General features: G+C 39.3%; 10 protein-coding genes and 2 pseudogenes. 9 read left to right on the top strand and 3 right to left on the bottom strand.

From position 1 onward, the window contains the following. Positions 1-244: 244 nt before the first annotated feature. From JCM17102_RS04170 to JCM17102_RS04145, 6 genes and pseudogenes are all read left to right on the top strand, one after another. The gene (locus JCM17102_RS04170) at positions 245-1,450 is read left to right on the top strand and encodes a site-specific integrase (RefSeq protein ID WP_025074114.1); all 1,206 of its coding nucleotides are present in this window, start codon (positions 245-247) and stop codon (positions 1,448-1,450) included. 103 nt (positions 1,451-1,553) lie between these two features. Beyond that, a complete protein-coding gene (gene hflX, locus JCM17102_RS04165) occupies positions 1,554-2,813 on the top strand; it encodes a GTPase HflX (RefSeq protein WP_025074113.1) in 1,260 nt (419 codons plus the stop codon). A gap of 56 nt (positions 2,814-2,869) precedes the next feature. Then, positions 2,870-4,860: pseudogene (locus JCM17102_RS26135) on the top strand (DUF4954 family protein). Positions 4,861-5,657: 797 nt separating this feature from the next. After that, positions 5,658-7,304 (top strand): fumarate hydratase, encoded by a 1,647-nt coding sequence (locus JCM17102_RS04155; RefSeq protein WP_025074112.1) that lies wholly within the window; start codon positions 5,658-5,660, stop codon positions 7,302-7,304. Positions 7,305-7,400: 96 nt separating this feature from the next. After that, a pseudogene (locus tag JCM17102_RS04150) lies at positions 7,401-8,555 on the top strand (acyltransferase); the annotation flags it as partial. Between the two features lie 173 nt (positions 8,556-8,728). Then, positions 8,729-9,889, top strand: a complete 1,161-nt coding sequence (locus JCM17102_RS04145) for a hypothetical protein (RefSeq protein WP_245798467.1) — start codon at positions 8,729-8,731, stop codon at positions 9,887-9,889. 6 nt (positions 9,890-9,895) lie between these two features. On the opposite strand, the gene JCM17102_RS04140 is transcribed toward JCM17102_RS04145, so the two are convergent. Genes JCM17102_RS04140 through JCM17102_RS04130 form a run of 3 tightly spaced genes read right to left on the bottom strand, consistent with a single transcriptional unit; the run spans position 9,896 to position 15,378 of the window. After that, complete coding sequence (locus tag JCM17102_RS04140; RefSeq protein WP_025074109.1) at positions 9,896-11,251, bottom strand: TolC family protein; 1,356 nt, start codon at positions 11,249-11,251, stop codon at positions 9,896-9,898. Further along, positions 11,248-14,280 (bottom strand): efflux RND transporter permease subunit, encoded by a 3,033-nt coding sequence (locus tag JCM17102_RS04135; RefSeq protein ID WP_025074108.1) that lies wholly within the window; start codon positions 14,278-14,280, stop codon positions 11,248-11,250. Before JCM17102_RS04135 ends, JCM17102_RS04140 begins: the two co-directional genes overlap by 4 nt. A gap of 12 nt (positions 14,281-14,292) precedes the next feature. Next, positions 14,293-15,378 (bottom strand): efflux RND transporter periplasmic adaptor subunit, encoded by a 1,086-nt coding sequence (locus JCM17102_RS04130; protein WP_025074107.1) that lies wholly within the window; start codon positions 15,376-15,378, stop codon positions 14,293-14,295. 553 nt (positions 15,379-15,931) lie between these two features. Here JCM17102_RS04130 and JCM17102_RS04125 point away from each other — a divergent pair. Genes JCM17102_RS04125 through JCM17102_RS04115 form a run of 3 tightly spaced genes read left to right on the top strand, consistent with a single transcriptional unit; the run spans position 15,932 to position 20,141 of the window. Then, a complete protein-coding gene (locus JCM17102_RS04125) occupies positions 15,932-16,870 on the top strand; it encodes an ABC transporter ATP-binding protein (RefSeq protein WP_025074106.1) in 939 nt (312 codons plus the stop codon). A 21-nt stretch (positions 16,871-16,891) separates the two neighbouring features. Then, positions 16,892-19,186: a Gldg family protein gene (locus JCM17102_RS04120; RefSeq protein WP_025074105.1), complete on the top strand. Its 2,295-nt coding sequence runs from the start codon at positions 16,892-16,894 to the stop codon at positions 19,184-19,186. A gap of 31 nt (positions 19,187-19,217) precedes the next feature. Next, positions 19,218-20,141 (top strand): ABC transporter ATP-binding protein, encoded by a 924-nt coding sequence (locus JCM17102_RS04115; protein ID WP_025074104.1) that lies wholly within the window; start codon positions 19,218-19,220, stop codon positions 20,139-20,141. Positions 20,142-20,153 lie beyond the last annotated feature (12 nt).

The following is a 20,153-nucleotide window of genomic DNA, read 5'->3' as shown; positions in this document are numbered from 1 at the left end:
AGGGTTTTCTGTTTTTGGGTGTATGCCCTGAAATGCCACGAAAACGCCCCGTTTTGACATAGTTGTGCTACACAGATGCTACACGGCAAGAGAGCCAGAAAGCGTGTAGCAAATTTTTAACTAACTATTTGATACGGCGTGATTTGTCATACTTTTGTCTGCTCATAATCCAAGTGTAGTGAATACCTTTGCGGCTACAATCTGCTACACAACACGCAAAGGATAATATTTAACACTTTAACATATGAGCAAGAGCAATCTTAACATCCGGTTCTACCTCAGAACCAACCACGTCAACCGTGATGGCACATGCGCTATCATGGTGCGTATCTCCGTCAATGGAGAGCGGACTGCCTTCAGTACCAAACTGTCGGCAGACCCTAACAAATGGGATGCCGACACCAACCATGTTGACGGAAAGAGCAAAGCGGACAAGGAGCTTAACCGTACACTTGATGACATGAGAGCTTCCATCCGCAATCACTATTATGAACTGGAGCGATATGATGCGTTGGTGACTGCTGAGAAAGTGCGCAATGCCTTTCTCGGCATAACAGTCCGTACAGAATCTCTTATGCAACTGTTCAAGGAGTACGTTGACGAGTGTCGCTCCCTGCTTGGCATAAGCCGTACAAAAGCAACGGTACAGAAGTATGACCGCTGCTACCGTCGCGTTCAGGAATTTCTGAAGGCTAAATACAAACTTTCAGACATTCCATTAGTGGAAATCGGACACAAGTTCATCACTGACTTGGAATGCTACCTTCGCACGGTCAGCAAATGCAATGAGAACACAACAGCGAAGTTCCTCCAGACTTTCAAGATGATTATTATCCGTGCCCGTAATAACGGATATATAAAAGGTGATCCGTTCGCCAACTATAAAATACGACTGAAACGTGTTGACCGTGGCTATCTAACCGAGGAAGAACTGAAGATCCTCCGCGAAACACCAATCACATCCAAGCGAGTGGCACAGGTAAGGGACGTGTTCCTTTTCGCCTGCTATACAGGACTGGCTTATATTGACCTCAAACTACTCCGCGCGGAGAATATCCGTACATCGTTTGACGGCAATCAGTGGATTATGACCCATCGTCATAAGACTGACACCCCTGTCAATGTACCTATACTGGACATTCCAATGGAACTGATTGAGAGGTACAAGGGAGTCAGCAAGAAAGGATACATCCTTCCCATCCTCAGCAATCAGAAGATGAACCAGTATCTTAAAGATGTAGCGGAAGCATGTGGCATAGAAAAGAACATCACTTTTCACATGGCCCGCCATACCAATGCCACTTTGCTTATTTATAACGGAACAAATATAACAACCGTACAGAAATTACTCGGGCATAAAAGTGTAAAGACGACTCAGATTTACACGAATATAATGGATATTACCATTGTGCGTGATTTGGAACGGACCACTCTTTTGGGCGGTGAGTGATATGAAAAACAAGATCAGAGTAATATGAAAATAGGAGGAATACAACAATGTCCTCTTTTTTTTTGTTATATTTGCCGCCATATTTTTATATAGAACAGAAGAAATGAAAGAATTTGTAATCTCCGAAGCCCAGGTTGAAACAGCTGTACTGGTGGGAATCATCACTCAAACGCAGGATGAACGTAAGACCACTGAGTATTTGGACGAACTGGCTTTCCTTGCCGAGACGGCTGGGGCGGAAGTAGTGAAACGATTTACGCAGAAGTTGCCGACAGCTAATTCGGTGACCTATGTTGGAACAGGTAAATTGAATGAGATAAAAGAATATATTTTGCATGAAGCCGAAGAAGAACGTGAAGTAGGAATGGTGATCTTTGATGATGAGCTTTCCGCTAAACAGATTCGTAATATTGAGGCTGAACTGAAAGTAAAGATACTCGACCGTACTTCTCTGATTCTTGATATATTTGCAATGCGTGCGCAGACAGCTAATGCTAAAACGCAGGTAGAGCTTGCCCAATACAAATATATGTTGCCCCGTTTACAACGATTGTGGACGCACTTGGAACGCCAGGGAGGTGGTTCCGGAGGCGGAAGTGGTAAAGGTGGTTCTGTAGGTCTTCGCGGACCGGGTGAAACACAGCTCGAGATGGACCGTCGTATCATCTTAAACCGTATGTCATTGTTGAAAGAACGTCTGGCTGAGATAGATAAGCAGAAATCAACTCAACGGAAAAATCGTGGGCGGATGATTCGTGTTGCTTTGGTAGGTTATACCAATGTAGGAAAATCGACCATCATGAATTTGTTGTCAAAAAGTGAGGTGTTTGCAGAGAATAAACTGTTTGCAACACTGGACACGACTGTCCGTAAAGTCATTATTGATAACCTGCCGTTCTTATTGTCCGATACAGTCGGATTTATTCGTAAATTGCCAACGGATCTGGTAGATTCTTTTAAATCGACACTCGATGAAGTGCGCGAGGCTGACTTGTTGCTGCATGTTGTCGATATTTCTCATCCGGGATTTGAAGAACAGATAGAAGTGGTGAATAAAACGCTTGCCGATATCGGTGGTTCCGGAAAACCTATGATTCTTATATTTAATAAAATAGACGCCTATACCTACGTGGAGAAAGCGTCGGACGACCTTACCCCCAGAACAAAGGAAAACTTAACACTCGAAGAACTGATGAAGACGTGGATGGCTAAGATGGAGGATAATTGCCTCTTTATTTCCGCCCGCGAGCGAATCAATATGGACGAACTGAAAAGTGTTGTGTATCAACGAGTGAAAGAATTGCACGTTCAGAAATACCCCTATAACGATTTTCTTTATCAGATCTACGAAGAGGAAGAGTAATTAATCTAATGTACCGCTTTGCAAATTGGGGAAGGCGGTGCATAATTTGTATCTATATGAAAGATTATCGTAGACTGACTGAAGACGAGGTGCTTCAGCTAAAGAGCCAGTCGTGTCTGGCTGATGATTGGGGGAATGTGCTGGTTGCCGAAGGTTTTAATAGTGAATGCGTTCATCACACTCGATTCTCGGGCGAAGTGAAGCTAGGTGTGTTCGACGCCGAATTTACTTTGCCGGGAGGAATCAAAAAACACTCGGGATTACGGCATGTTACTTTGCATAATGTAGTGGTAGGGGATAACTGCTGCATTGAGAACATCCAAAATTACATTGCAAACTATGAGATTGGGAATGATACTTTTATTGAGAATGTAGATATCATTCTGGTAGACGGGTTGAGCACTTTTGGTAATGGGGTAGAAGTTGCCGTCCTAAATGAAACCGGTGGTCGGGAAGTGCTGATAAACGATAAGTTGTCAGCTCATCAGGCGTATATAATGGCTTTGTATCGCCATCGTCCGGAACTGATCAATCGAATGAAATCGATAACGGATTATTATTCCAACAAGCATGCTGCTACTGTGGGAAGTATAGGAGATCATGTAATGATTCTTAATACAGGGTCCATTAAAAACGTTCGTATCGGTGATTATTCACATATTTGCGGAACTTGTCGTTTGACCAATGGAAGTATCAACAGCAATGTGACAGCTCCTGTACGGATCGGTCATGGAGTGATTTGTGATGACTTTATTATTTCTTCCGGTTCCCATGTGATGATGGATCAATGCTAACCCGTTGTTTTGTTGGGCAATCTTGTAAGTTAGGACATAACTATTCTGCTTCCGAATCTTTGTTTTTCAGCAATTGTCAAGGAGAGAATGGTGAAGCCTGTGCAATCTTTGCAGGTCCTTTTACAGTGACGCATCATAAGTCTACTTTGCTGATTGCCGGAATGTTTTCGTTTATGAATGCAGGTTCGGGATCTAATCAGAGTAATCATATGTATAAGTTGGGACCTATCCATCAGGGAACGATGGAAAGGGGGGCTAAGACAACTTCTGATTCATACATTTTATGGCCGGCACGTGTCGGAGCTTTTTCTCTGGTGATGGGACGTCATGTGAATCATGCGGATACTTCTAATCTTCCTTTTTCTTACTTGATTGAGCAACGGAATACTACTTATCTGGTTCCGGGAGTGAACCTGCGAAGTGTCGGAACCATTCGTGACGCTCAGAAGTGGCCGAAACGTGATAAACGAAAAGATCCGAATCGTCTGGATTATATAAATTATAATCTTCTGAGTCCGTATACTATTCAGAAGATGCTCAAAGGGCGTTCTATTTTAAAGGACCTTAGACGGGTATCCGGTGAAACGTCTGAAACATATTCTTTTCAGAGTGCAAAAATAAAGAATTCTTCTCTGAATAATGGGATACGTTTCTATGAGATTGCCATTCATAAATTCCTGGGTAACTCTATTATTAAACGTCTGGAAGGTATCAACTTTCAGAGTAATCAGGAGATACGCCAGCGGTTGAAGCCGGATACCGAAATAGGTAAGGGTGAATGGGTGGATATTTCCGGATTGATAGCTCCTAAGAGTGAGATCGACAGATTGTTGGATGGTATTGAAAGTGGTTCGATAAATCGTTTAAAATCGATAAATGCTTGTTTCTCTGAAATGCATGAGAACTATTATACATATGAGTGGAGTTGGGCTTATGATAAGATTCAGGAATTTTATGGACTGAATCCGGAAACTATTACTGCCCAAGACGTGATTCGTATTGTGAAATCCTGGAAAGAAGCAGTAGTTGGTCTGGATAAAATGGTGTATGAAGACGCCAAGAAAGAATTCTCTCTTTCTTCCATGACCGGATTCGGTGCTGATGGTTCGCATGATGAGATGAAGCAGGATTTTGAACAAGTTCGCGGGGATTTTGAAAGTAATACGTTTGTGACGGCAGTACTGAAACATATTGAAGACAAAACAGCCTTGGGTGATGAACTTATCAAAAGGATTGAGCATATTGAAGAGTAACTTTTAGATTTTTTGAAGAAACATATTCATTGAAAAATGTATATTCATATTGGGCTGAAAGTCTATGTATAAATTAGGCTTTCAGCTCATGTTTTATCAATCAGATTTCCATTGGGATTATATATGGATGATTTTTAATCATCCGGTTTTTATACTACATAGAGTTTTAAAAGTGATTTTTATCTGCAACTTGCACCAAATAGCATGTATCTAACTGATATATAGGTCTTTGGCGGTATGTAAGATACGGTGGCAGATCGGTTGCAGATACTTCATCTGCAACAGTCGTTTTTCTTTGTTTGTATACTGGTAATCTGTTGTATATCAGTTGTTAATATCCAGCTTGATAACTGTCGATCTTCTAGGATAGCTAATAATACCTTATTATTTTGACTATTAATAGTTTGTTTTGGGAACAAACATGATTTAGTTTAATCACATCTTCTGCATAGGATTATATTTCTCAATCACATATTTAGCCACTAACCTTTTTTATTTTAGAATATTGAACCTATCAAAGTAGTCACTTTGTTTCTTCTACCAACTGTTTCAACTGCTTGAATTAACTGTTCAAAGTCTCTAAACAAAGTGTTTTGTTACTTGAAACAGTTTGTTTCCCTACTTGGAACACTTTGTTTCAAGTAATAGAACACTTTGTTTCAACTAACTGAAACTAACTGAAACAACCGGGTTCTCCGTTATTCATTCTTAATTCTTCATTTTTCCTTCTACATTCTTCATTCATATTTATTACCTTTGCCTCACTAACTAATATTACGTAATAAAATAAGAAACTTATGGCAACACCTCCGTTTAAGTATCAGCCCATGTTTGAAAAGGGGAAAGATACAACTGAGTATTATCTGCTTACAAAAGACTATGTATCAGTAAGCGAGTTTGAAGGCAATCCTATCCTGAAAGTGGAGAAAGAAGGTTTGACTGCGATGGCTAATGCGGCTTTTCGTGATGTGTCATTTATGCTTCGTCGTTCGCATAACGAACAAGTTGCTAAGATTCTTAGTGATCCGGAAGCTAGTGAAAATGATAAATATGTGGCATTGACTTTTCTCCGTAATGCAGAAGTGGCTGCTAAAGGAGTATTACCTTTTTGTCAGGATACGGGTACAGCAATTATTCATGGTGAAAAAGGACAGCAGGTATGGACAGGTTTTTGCGATGAAGAAGCTCTTTCATTAGGTGTTTATAAAACTTATACGGAAGAAAATCTTCGTTATTCGCAAAACGCGCCTCTAAATATGTATGATGAGGTAAATACAAAATGTAACCTCCCTGCACAAATTGATATTGAAGCTACCGAAGGTATGGAATATGAATTCCTTTGTGTAACGAAAGGTGGTGGTTCTGCAAATAAAACTTATCTGTATCAGGAGACAAAAGCAATTTTGAATCCGAACACATTGGTTCCTTTTTTGGTGGAGAAGATGAAAACGTTGGGTACTGCGGCTTGTCCTCCTTACCACATCGCTTTTGTTATTGGTGGAACTTCGGCTGAAAAGAACTTACTGACTGTAAAATTGGCTTCTACTCATTTTTATGATAACTTGCCGACTACAGGAAATGAATTCGGACGCGCTTTTCGTGATGTTGAATTGGAAAAACAGGTGTTGGAAGAAGCTCATAAGATTGGTTTAGGTGCGCAATTCGGTGGTAAATATCTTGCTCACGATGTTCGCATCATCCGTTTACCTCGTCATGGTGCTTCTTGTCCGGTAGGTTTGGGCGTATCTTGCTCTGCTGACCGTAACATTAAATGTAAGATTAATAAAGAAGGTATTTGGATCGAAAAACTAGACTCTAATCCGGGTAGCCTGATACCTGCGGAACTGCGTCAGGCTGGCGAGGGTGATGCTGTCAAGATAGACTTGAATCGTCCGATGCCGGAGATTCTGAAAGAACTTACTAAATATCCGGTAGCTACCCGTCTGTCATTGAATGGAACTATTATCGTAGGTCGTGACATTGCTCATGCTAAACTGAAAGAACGTTTGGATCGTGGCGAAGATTTGCCTCAATATATCAAAGATCATCCTATTTACTATGCAGGCCCGGCAAAAACTCCGGAAGGTATGGCTTGTGGTTCAATGGGACCGACTACAGCCGGACGTATGGACTCGTATGTTGATTTGTTCCAAAGTCATGGCGGTAGCTTGATTATGCTTGCAAAGGGTAACCGCAGCCAACAAGTGACGGATGCTTGTAAAAATCATGGTGGTTTCTATTTAGGCTCTATCGGTGGACCGGCTGCTATTCTTGCTCAAAACAATATCAAGAGCATAGAATGTGTGGAATATCCTGAATTGGGTATGGAAGCTATCTGGAAAATAGAGGTAGAAGATTTCCCAGCATTTATCTTGGTTGATGATAAGGGTAATGACTTCTTCAAGCAAATCAAACCTCGTTGTACTTTAAGCGGTAGTAAGTAATTACTATCACTTAATTAAATAATTAAAGGGATACCTGTCATTGTGCGTATAGGTATCCCTTTTTTACTAACTTTCTTTTCAAATACTTGTAATCTGATGAACCAATCCACGATAAAACTACCTAATCAGAACAATCAGCATATCGTTTGGCTAGATGTAGTACGTTTAATTGCAATGTTTACAGTAGTCTGTTGTCATTGCACCGATCCTTTTAACTTTTATCCCGGTACAGCTCCCAATATTGAAGAAATAAAATTCTGGGGGGCAATTTACGGGGCGGCATTGCGCCCTTGTGTACCTCTGTTTGTGATGATTACAGGAGCGCTATTGTTGCCTGTTAAAGGGGATGCATCTACTTTTTATAAGAAACGTATTCCTCGTGTGTTTTTCCCGTTCTTACTCTGGTCGATCCTCTATAATCTTTTCCCTTGGATAACGGGACTGTTAGGATTGAGTCCTCAAATTATTCTTGATTTCTTTCCCTATGCAGGTGGAGATGTGATGCGTCAGTCTTTCTCTGTCGCTATGAAATATATAGCATCGATTCCTTTTAACTTCTCCATTCTGGCAGTACATATGTGGTATATTTATCTGCTGATCGGACTTTATCTTTATTTGCCTGTTTTTTCGGCATGGGTAGAAAAAGCTTCGGAGCGTGCTAAACTCATGTTCCTGGTGGCTTGGGGAGTGACGTTACTTCTTCCTTATTACTATCAATTTGTTTCCGGATATCTGTGGGGTACCTGTCCATGGAACTCATTTGGAATGCTTTATGCTTTTGCCGGATTTAATGGATACTTATTGTTGGGACATTATTTGCGTAATATTGAATGGAGTAGGCGTAAAACCCTGCTTATCGGTATTCCGATGTTTGCGGTTGGTTACTGTGTGACTTTCTTTGGTTTCCGCCATATGACAGCTTTGTCGGAGTATACGGATGAAATGCTTGAGCTATTCTTTACTTACTGTTCTATCAACGTAGTAATGATGACTATACCTGTTTTTATGCTGGCGAAGAAAGCCAATGTACGTTCGGAAAAAGTGAGAAAAGCCTTGGCAAATCTTACAGTTTGCGGTTTTGGAGTTTATATGATTCACTATTTCTTTACCGGACCTTCGGTTGAATTAGTAAGAGCCATTCATGTGCCAGTTCCTTTGCAGATACCTGTAGCTGCTGTAGTCGCTTTTATCGTTTCCTGGATGTTGGTGCGACTCATTTACCGTACAGGAAGGATTGCTAAGTACATTGTGGATAACCTTCGGCCTGTGCTCAAAAATGAATGGTTTATTGAGTACTTTGTCTTGCGACATTATTATAATAATATAAAATGAAAGTGTAATCTAAAGATTTTGGCTATAAAAAGAAATTTTGCGATTTGTGTTTATTTTCGTATCTTTGCGGAAATAATCTAGAATCAATAAATATGAAACGCTTTTTTATTTTTGTAGTAACGGCTTTATTAGCTGTTTCAGATGTGCTTTTCGTCTCAGCACAGAACGGAGTTACAGAGTTGCAAAACCTACCTAAAACCATTAAGTCAGGCCCTTATAAGGCTGGCCACATACAGGGTATCGCGGTTGATGCCGAACGAAAATATATCTATCTTTCGTATACCACTATGCTCATTAAGGCAGATCTTAACGGAAACGTAGTAGGATCGGTGAAAGGTCTTTTGGGACATCTTGGTTGTTTGGATTTTAATGCGAAAGATGGTCGTGTATATGGTTCACTGGAATATAAAGATGATGGCATTGGCAAGGGCATCTTGAAGATGGAGAAGAGTGCCCGTAAATTGGACAATGCCTTCTATATAGCTATCTTTGATGTGAAACGTATCACGCGTATGGATATGGACGCCGAAAAGGATGGTATTATGACTACGGTTTATCTACCTACTGTATTAAACGACTATCTGGCTAAAGTTACTACGAATGAGGGTGAGAAACAACATCGCTTTGGTTGTAGTGGGATAGATGGTGTGAGCTTCGGACCTCGCTTCGGAAAGAAGGATGGCAAGGAATATCTCACAGTAGCTTATGGTATTTACGGTGAAGTGGACCGTTCTGACAACGACTATCAAGTATTGTTGCAATATGATACGAGTAAGTGGCACAAATATGAGGCGCCACTTTCACAGGAAAATATGCATACTAATGGTCCTGCCCAACCTGACAGAGAGTATTTTGTCATGACAGGTAATACCACTTATGGCGTGCAAAACTTGGAGTACGACCCTCATACTAATAACTGGTTTATGTGTGTATACAGTGGTAAGAAGAAGCATTTTCCAAACTATTCTCTTTACGCTATAGATGGTGTGGGACGTCCAGTGAAGCAGCCTCTCAAAGGTATACCTTATCTCAAGAAAGGTTTTGTTGTACCTCTCAAAGCAGAAGGATTGAAGGATGAATCAACGGGTATCCGAGGCTGGAACTTTACTATCGGATCGACGGGAATATGCTCATTGGGGAAAGGTTACTTCTACATTTCTCAGAATTATCGTTCTGCAGAAGGACAGGGGAGTAATATACGCCTCTACCGTTATACAGGTGAGGCGCAAAATCCGTTTGAATTGGTAAAATAGTAGAGCTTAATTTCCTGATTCGAGATAGTGCATGACCTTACCACTGATTTGCAATAATGAAATCTCGCAAAGTTTAGTGTTGTATTCAGCCGTAAGAATGCGTTCCTCTGCATCCAGTAAGCTCTTTTGTGCTTCACGAACTTCGAAACCGGAAATGTCTCCTTGTATATAACGTTCCATGGCAATCTCATGATTGTCTTTAGCAGTTATAACATTTTGCCGTTCTAGGTTTAATAATTGAAGATTATTGCGATAGGCTTGCCATAAATTGCTAAGATCCGAGCGAAGTGCCAGTTCAAGTTCCTGGCGCTCCAAACGGCTGTTCTTAATGGCAAGACTTGCATTCCGTTTTTCACGACGTCGATTACCGTCAAATATATTGAAGCCGACAGTGACTCCTGCATTAAAGCCTAAGTCACCTCTTCTGGTATTTGCGTTGATGTCATATTTATTGAAAGTATATCCATATCCGGTATTTAATTTAAGATATGGATAATTGCGCGAATTTATCTTTTTATAATCCAATTGCGAGAGAGTTGTATTTTGATCGGCTCTCAGCAAGGAGGCATTAGTAGTCAGAGTCGATTTCCATAATTCTTCAAATTGCAAACTGCTGTCTATATTGATTGTGGAATCTTTGATTACAATAAACTGATCTACATTTTTATTAGCCATTAACTCATTTAATTGGATACAGGAAGAACGAAGTAACTCTTGTTGCTTTATGTATTGTGCGCTGTCTGCATTGAAGTCTACCTTTGCCTGTTGATAATCCAAACCGGAAAACTTGCCGACAAGATGACTTATTTCTGCAATACGCAGGCGCTCCTTTGATAATGACATGGCATATCGGAAATTCTCCAGGCGAATCTTCTGTTGGATAAAATTGTAATATTCAGAAGTCAGAGTAGCTATGAAATCTTCGATGGCAATCCGAGTGTTGGTTTCACCTTGACGTTCTAATATTTTTAATTGTTGATAGGTGGTACTGATGTTGAATCCGTCAAAGATGGTCCAATTCAGGTTAAGCCCTACATTAACAGTCTGATCGTACACACCGTTGTTGCTGGTAATCTCTCCGGTCGCACGGGATTTCGTTTCAATATTGTCTAAATTACCTTTATAGCCGGCGGAGAAGTCTAATGTCGGTAAGTATCCGGCATTTCCTAACGTTGCGTTATTCTTGCTGATTTGTTCTTCATTGTGGATAATACTCAGCGAATAATTGTTTTGTAATCCCTCTTCCAGGCAGTCCTTTAATGTACGAACCTGTGGTTGCGCTTTTGCATCAGAAACCGATAGAAAGATACATGCTGTAATGATATATATAATGCGTTTCATGCAAATTACTTTTGGATTCATTCTTTTAACTTTTTAATTCGGTTGGTTGAAATGTAACTATAAATAGCAGGAACAATATACATTGTAAGCAAGGTAGAAACCACCATACCGCCAACTACTGCAGTACCCATAGCAATACGCTGATTACAACCTTCACCGGTGGCAAATGCGAGTGGGATTAATCCCAATACCGTAGAAGCACTTGTCATCAAAATCGGACGAAGACGTTGTAAGGCTGCGTCTTTAATAGCCGACATCTTGTCGATACCGGTTTCCTGTTTCTGGTTGGCAAATTCTACAATTAAGATACCGTTCTTTGCTACTAGACCAATTAACATGATAATACCGATCTGGCTGAAAATATTCATCGTGATTCCACTGAAGTGCATAAATACTAAAGCTCCGGCAATAGCCAAAGGCACTGTCAGCATGATTACCAATGGATCTTTGAAACTTTCAAATTGAGCTGCCAGAATCAAGTAAATCAGCAGAATGGCCAAAATGAAAGCAAACATAAGACTGGAAGAACTTTCACGATATTCTTTGGAGTCACCGGCCAGTGCTGTACGGAAAGAATCATCCAGCGTCTCTTTCGCAATCTTATCCATCTCTTCCAATCCTTGGCCAATGGTTTTTCCATCAGCAAGTCCGGCGGATATAGTGGCAGATACAAAACGATTGTAGCGGTATAATTTCGGCGGAGCGATACCATTGACTAACTCTATCAAGTTATCTAATTGTATCATTTCTCCGTTATTGCTTCGGATATAAATCGCTTTCAAATCGGACGGCTTATTACGTTGCTGACGATTAATTTCGCCAAGAATTTCATATTGCTTTCCGTTCATGTAGAAATATCCCATTCGCTGACCACTCAAACCGTATTGTAATGTTTGCGCTATATTTTTGGTACTTACACCCATAACACTCGCTTTATCACGGTTTATTTGAATACGTGCTTCCGGTTTACTGAACTTCAAGTCCACATCCGCCATCTGAAAGATCGGATTCTCATATACCTTAGCCATAAATTTAGGTAGAACTTCCTCCAATTTTTCCAGATTGGTTGCTTGTAGCACATATTGAACAGGCATGCTTCCTCGTCTTCCTCCAAAAGAAGACTGCTGTTGCACGAACGAACGTGCCATTGTTTTACTTTGTACGGCTTTAGATATCTTCTCAGCAACTTCCATCTGAGTATAGTCACGATCTTTCATATCTTTCAAGGTAATACGGACATTTCCACTACCACTCGATACTCGGGCTGTAATTGCTTCTGCATCCGGTAGTATAGAATCCACAAGTTGGTTAATATCTTCCGTATAATCGCGAATATATTCATAAGTGATACCTTCAGCACCACGTGTATTGATCGTGATTTGTGATCGGTCCTCTAATGGCGCCATTTCTGCGGGAATTGTGTTCCATAAATATCCAATTACGCAAATCGTGATGAGAGTGAAAGGAATAGCAATCCAGCGTTTACTTAGGAAAGCTGCCAATGAGCGACTATATATGTTGTTCAATCCATTGAAGAATGGTTCGGTCTTACGGTAAAACCAATTCTTCTGATCTCTTTTTACGAGTAGCTTGGTTGCCAGCATTGGAGTAAAAGTCAATGCAGCAAATGATGAAATGATTACCGAACCGGAGATTACGATACTAAATTCTCGGAACAAACGTCCGGTAGTACCTTCCATGAAAACAATTGGGAAAAACACAGCTACTAACGTAATAGTAGTTGAAATGACGGCAAAGAAGATTTCTTTAGCTCCCTCAATACCTGCCTCTTTTGGACTCATCCCACGTTCAATACGTATATAGATATTTTCCGTCATTACGATTGCATCGTCCACCACAAGTCCTACGGAGAGTACAATGGCTAGCATGGAAAGTACATTGATGGAGAATCCTGCCAGATACATTACAAAGAATGCACCGATCAGTGATACTGGAATCACAATACAAGGTACCAATGTTACACGCCAGTCGCGTAAAAAAAGAAAAATAATGATAATGACTAATATGAAAGCCTCATATACCGTTGACTTAACCTCATTGATAGAGGCACGAATAAATTGAGTATTATCGAATCCATAATTGTAATGTACATCCTCTGGCAAATCTTTCTTCATCTGCTCCATACGCTGATAAACAGCATCGGCAATTTCGATATGGTTAGCACCGGGCTGTGGAATTACTACAACTCCCACCATCGGTACTCCATTCATTTTCATGTAGCTTTTGATATCTGCCGGACCTAGTTCCGCTCGCCCTATATCGCTGAAACGTACAATCTGATTATTAGATTCCTTTATGATCAAATTATTGAACTCTTCTGCCGTATGCATGAGTCCTAATGTACGAATCGTCAATTCTGTAGTATTTCCCTCGATACTACCGGAAGGAAGTTCTACATTTTCATTATCTACCGCATTTTTTATGTCAATAGGTGTAATGCCATATCCTGCCATTTTTGTTGGGTCCAGCCAAAGACGCATTGAATAACGTTTCTCTCCCCAGATAGACACACTACTTACATCAGAAATGGTTTGTAATTGTTCTTTTACAGTCAAATCGGCAATTTCACTTAATTCAAGTAGTGAACGTTTATCGCTTTGAAGTGCTACCATTAAGATAGGCATAGCATCTGCATCAGCTTTTGAAACAGTAGGCGGGTCACAGTCGCGAGGAAGATAACGTTGGGCGCGAGACACTTTGTCGCGAACATCATTCGCTGCAGTTTCAAGGTCTACCGATAATTCAAACTCCACTGTAATGCGGGATTGTCCTTGCTGACTGACACTGGATAGAGAACGAATTCCCGGAATACCGTTAATGTTTTGTTCCAATGGTTCGGTAATTTGATTCTCGATTACATCGGCATTAGCACCGGGATAGGAACAACTGACTGAAATAATTGGATTGTCTACCGATGGATATTCACGAACACCCAAGTAGTTGTATCCGATGAATCCAAAGAGAAGAATAATGATCGTGAGTACCGTGGCTAATACTGGACGGCGTATACTTAATTCAGATATATTCATACTGGGAAGGTTTTAGTCAATGTTATCCAAAGTGACGGGCAAGCCCAGACGAAGTTGCAAGATTCCGGAAGTAATGATGGTGTCTCCAACTTGTAATCCCCGGATAATTTGTACTTCGGATTCATTACGGATTCCTGTCGTCACTTCTACTGGTTCAACTTTGCCGGATTTATATAAGAACACTTTATCCTTACCCATTTCCGGTTGGATAGCTTCTGTCGGGATAGCAATGGCATTAGGTATTTCTTCCTTTTTTAATAAGATGTTAGCATAACGACCGGGAAGTAATGCGCGATTAGTGTTCGGATAGAGCGCGCGGGCGGTAAACTGATGCAGATCAGGATCAATGGCGGATTCAACCGCATACACTTGCGCATTGAATGCATCTAGCTTCCCTTCAACCTTAAAAGTAAGATTGGTACCTTTTTTTATTTGTGTAGCGTAACGTTCCGGTACAGAAAACTCAACTTTTAGTGGAGCTATTTTAGTTAGCTTAGCAACCACTGTGGTTGGCGAGGCATATGATCCGACACTGATTTGTCGAAGACCAATTATTCCGTCGAAAGGAGCATGCAGTTCTGTTAATGCAATGTTTGCTTTCACTATTTCTATATCAGCATTGAGGGTGGCTAAGTCTGTTTTTACTTGTTCATAAGCCTCTTTACTGACCGCATCCCGCTTTAATAAGGCATCTTGGCGAAACACACGATCTTCTGCCAACTTTAATTGAGCAAGTAATCTTTGTAATTGTGCTTGCAATGGACGATCATTAACTTTAGCAAGAAGCTGCCCTTTTTTTACAGCTGTTCCTTCTTCAAAGTTTATTTCAATTACTTTTCCGGATGTTTCAAAAGATAAATCTACCTCCTCGTCAGGTTTGAGTAAACCAATGGTTGGAAATCCGTCAGTTAATAGTTGTGGTTTTATGATCTTAGCATTAACATTCAGAATTTTTTTTCCATTCTTTTTGTTGTTGCTCAGCACTTTGTCGGCAGCAGCCAATTCATCGTTCGTTTTTGGTAATTGAGAGTAGATCCCTCCACCGATAATTCCGGCACTTACTAAGATAATTATGCCCCATTTTGTCTTTTTATTCATGGTTTTAGTATCGTAATAGATATGTTTTTATTCTTTTCAGTTAGACAATAACAGGCACCAAAGGTTTAATGGGGAAGGAAGATATAATTTAGTTAAGTAATTTAAGAAACAGACTAAATGTGTTTAAAAGATAGTATCTCTCTTTTTGTTCATTAGGTGTTTACCTTTTTTGTTAAATTTGCTAAAAAAGACAAATTCTAGCTTAAGGATTAATAAAAGTTAAAGTTTCAAATGCAACTTTTTGACTTTTAGAAATTAAATATTGGGAGAATTGAGTTTATTTGATGCGTTGTCTGGTGTAAACTGTCTATTTATTATATATATTGCTGACTATATGTTACTTATTAAGTTTTTGAAAAAAAAGTGCATATAAAACTAAAACCTGAAAAATTTGCGTATAATTATAAAGGTTTATAATTTCGCGGAGTTTTTTAGGGATTTATAAACAAGAACGACACAAAGTTAAAATACACATTCTTTATTTATAATAGCCTAATATATCAATTCTGTGTTTTAATGTATTTATAAGATATTTAACTTATTAACAAGTGTTATGAATGAATCTATTGTGAGGGTAGAACACCTTTCACATCGTTACAGCGTACAATGGGCTATTCGGGACATTAATCTTGAAATCAAGAAAAAAGGTGTTTTTGGTCTGTTGGGCTCCAATGGTGCAGGGAAGTCGACTACTATGAACATCATGTGTGGAGTATTGAATCAGACAGAGGGTGAAGTTTTTATAAATGGCATCAGCTTGAGAGAAAATCCGGTGGAAGCTAAGAAATACATCGGTTTTCTTCCTCAAAAACCGCCTTTGTATTCTGATTTTACGGTAGACGAATATTTGGTTTATTGTGCGCAACTCCGCCGGATGGAACCAAAAAGTATCAGAGCAGCTGTAGACTTTGCGAAAGAAAAGTGTGGTATCATGCACTTTAGTAAACGTCTTATTAGTAATTTGTCCGGAGGATATCAACAGCGTGTGGGTATAGCTCAGGCAATTGTACACAATCCGTTGTTTGTCGTATTAGATGAGCCGACTAACGGACTTGACCCGAATCAGATTGTAGAAATTCGCAATTTGATTAAGGAAATTGCTGTTGATCGTGCAGTCATGTTGTCTACTCATATTCTTTCTGAAGTACAAGCCACTTGTGATGAGATAAAGATGATCGAACATGGAACAGTAGTATTCTCTGGTACTATCCGTGATTTTAATAATTACATGGCACCTAGTACTTTTGTTGCTATATTTGAGAATCCGCCTATAGTAGAAGAATTTGAGAAGATTGAAGGTATTTTAAAAGTCGAGAAACTGACAACAACTCGTTTCCGGTTCCACTTTGATGGGAATGACCATTTCATGACACGCCGTTTCACTGAAATGGGAGTAGAAAAAGGGTGGCGTCCCAGTGAGATTATTCTCGAGCGCGATTCATTAGATACTGTTTTTGCACAATTGTCTGGCAAGGGAATCAAAATCGATTAATCATATAATTCAAACATTTACATGAAAACTACATATCGGATAGCCATTGCCGAACTGCGTTCTTTGTTTTGCTCTCCAGTAGCATGGCTTATTTTAGTTATTTTTGCTGTACAGGTAGGTGTGGCATTTGGAAATGCTTTTGACCGTCAGGTATTAGGACAGGCATTAGGCCATGGCCTTTGGGATGTGACTGCCTCAATCTTTACCGGCTGGATGGGAATTTTTCCAGGATTTTTGCGTAATCTTTATCTGTATATTCCTTTATTGACTATGGGATTGATGAGTCGCGAATATAGTAGTGGCTCTATTAAGTTATTATTTTCATCTCCAGTGACTAATAGCCAAATTATATTGGGTAAATATATATCAGTTCTTATTTATAATTTGGTATTGATACTTCCTTTATTTTTAATAGGAATTTTTTGTAGTATATTTATAAAGAATCCTGATCTGGGATTATTATTTACTGGTATTTTAGGAATATATTTATTGATTTGTGCTTATGGTGCAATTGGTTTGTTCATGTCTAGTATAACCTCTTATCAAGTAGTGGCAGCAATGGGGACATTGGCTGTATTAGCTGCTCTAAATTATGTTGGAGATATTGGACAGGATTATGCTTTTGTACGTGATATTACTTATTGGCTTTCTATTTCTGGTCGGGCCTATGAATTTATCGGTGGGATGATTTGTAGTGAAGACTTGCTCTATTTTTTATTAATTATAGTGTTTTTCCTAACACTTTCTGTATTGCGACTTCGTGCAGGACGTAGTAAAATATCTTATGCAAAAACTTGGGGAACTTATGGTGTAGTTGTTGTAGTGGCTTTATTGATTGGTTATGTCTCAACATTACCTTCAATGAAATTATACTATGATGCCACTGCTACTGGTCGTAATACATTGACACAGGTGAGCCAAGATATAATGAATAAGTTGGATGGGAAACTTAAGATTACTAGTTATGTCAATCTACTGGATGACAATTATGGTATTGGTTTGCCAAGTCAATTAAAATCTGATCGCGAAAGATTTGAACGGTATATTCGTTTCAAACCGGATTTAGAAATGGATTATGTTTATTATTATGATGAAGCGAATTCTCAGCTTGATTTCCGTTTGGAAGGTTGTAAGACTATAGAAGAGCGGGCTAAAAAGATGGCCAATATATTGGATTTAGATCTTAAGATGTTTTTAACTCCGGACGAAATAAAAGAAAGAATAGATTTAGCTTCAGAAGGTAATCGCTTCATACGTGTAGTAGAACGCGAAAATGGTCAAAAAAGCATTTTGCGTTTATTCGATGATACAGAGAAACATCCATCAGAAACAGAAATTTCAGCTGCGTTCAAACGTTTTGTGGTAAAGTCTCCAAAGGTTGCTTTCCTCGTAGGTCATGATATGCGTAATATTCATAAAACAGGTGATCGTGACTATAATCGATTTGCTGAAAATCAATATTTTCGTCATTCGTTGTTAACTCAAGGGTTTGATGTTGTTACTTTAGATTTGGCGAAAGATGATATGCCGGAAGATATTGACATTGTAGTTATTAGTGAAGTAAAAACTCCTTTTATTGAGGTTGAGCAAGAACGCTTGAACAAATATATAGCTCGTGGAGGTAATCTCTTTATTTTAGGTGATGCACGTCGGCAAGATATTATGAATCCTATTGTGGAACAATTTGGAGTAACTTTTATGCCGGGAACATTGATTGAAATAAAAGAAAACGATTCTCCTTCATTAATTATTGGGCATATCACTAAAGACGCGGCTGAACGCTTTAAACCATATACACGTCCTTATGAATTTGGTTATACTGTAACAATGCCAGATGCTACTGGATTATCTTTTGATGTTTCTAAAGGTTATAATGTCATGCCGATTATTGTGACAGACTCTTTATCTTGGAACGAATTACAAACAACAGACTTTTTGGATGATATCCCTCAATACAACCCAGAAACAGGAGAAAAACAAGGAGTAATTCCTACAGTGCTTGCTCTTGATCGTAAAGTTGGTGATAAAGAACAACGTATTGTGATTGCGGGAGATGCAGATTGTGTAAGTAATGGCGAGATGAGTAAAAGTCGTAATGGATATGCATCTACTAATTTTACAATAGTAACTGGGACATTTAAATGGCTTTCTTATGATGAGTATCCATTGGATACAGAGCGCCCTAATCCAAAAGACAATGAAGTGTATATTAGTCGTGATGCACGTAAGTTGGTGAGATATGGGTGGTATGGGATCATGCCGGTCGTATTGGCAGCTATCGGAATTACTATTTTAGCTCGTAGAAAGAGAAGATAAATGTATATTCTATTAAAAATACAAATATATAATGGAAGAAGTAATTGTTAGAGTAGAGCACCTGTCGCATCGTTATAGTGTAGATTGGGCTATTCGCGATATAAATTTTGAAGTAAAAAGTAAAGGAGTTTTTGGGTTGTTAGGATCTAACGGTGCCGGAAAGTCTACTACTATGAACATAATATGTGGTGTTTTGAATCAGACAGAAGGGAATGTTTGGATCAATAATATCAACTTACGTGAAAATCCTGTAGAAGCAAAAAAGTTCATTGGATTTTTGCCTCAGCGTCCTCCTTTATATCCTGATATGACTGTTGAAGAGTATCTAACTTATTGTGCTAATCTTCATTTGATGGAAACAGGAGAGGTTGGGAAAGCTGTAGAGCGTGCAATGGATCGTTGTGGGGTCACTCACTTCCGTTCTCGGCTGCTTGGTAATTTGTCAGGTGGTTATCAACAACGTATTGGTATTGCACAGGCTATTGTACATCATCCTAAGTTTGTGGTATTAGATGAACCTACTAATGGTTTGGATCCGAATCAGATTGTTGAGATTCGTAATCTGATCAAAGAGTTAGCTGTCGATCATGCAGTAATGTTATCTACACATATTTTACCTGAAGTACAGGCTACTTGTGATGAAATCCGTATGATTGAGCAGGGTAAGGTAGTGTTTTCTGGAACTATAGATGATTTTGATAATTATGTGGCTCCGACTTCTTTTACTGCTACTTTGGGTAATGCTCCTACTAATGATGTATTGGCAACATTAGAAGGAATTACTAAAGTAGATGATCTGGGTGATCATCATTATCGTTTCCATTTTACAGACCCGAAGGACATTACTGAGAAAATGATTGCTATTAGTGTTGCTAAAGGTTGGCAAATAGAGGAGATTCAGTTAGAACGTCTTTCTTTAGATGAGATTTTTGCTCGTCTTTCTGGAAAGAAGTAATCATAAACTTTG

It is taken from the genome of Bacteroides faecichinchillae JCM 17102 (genome assembly GCF_000614145.1).
GTDB classification, from domain to species: domain Bacteria; phylum Bacteroidota; class Bacteroidia; order Bacteroidales; family Bacteroidaceae; genus Bacteroides; species Bacteroides faecichinchillae.
This window is presented reverse-complemented; position numbering and strand designations above follow the sequence as displayed.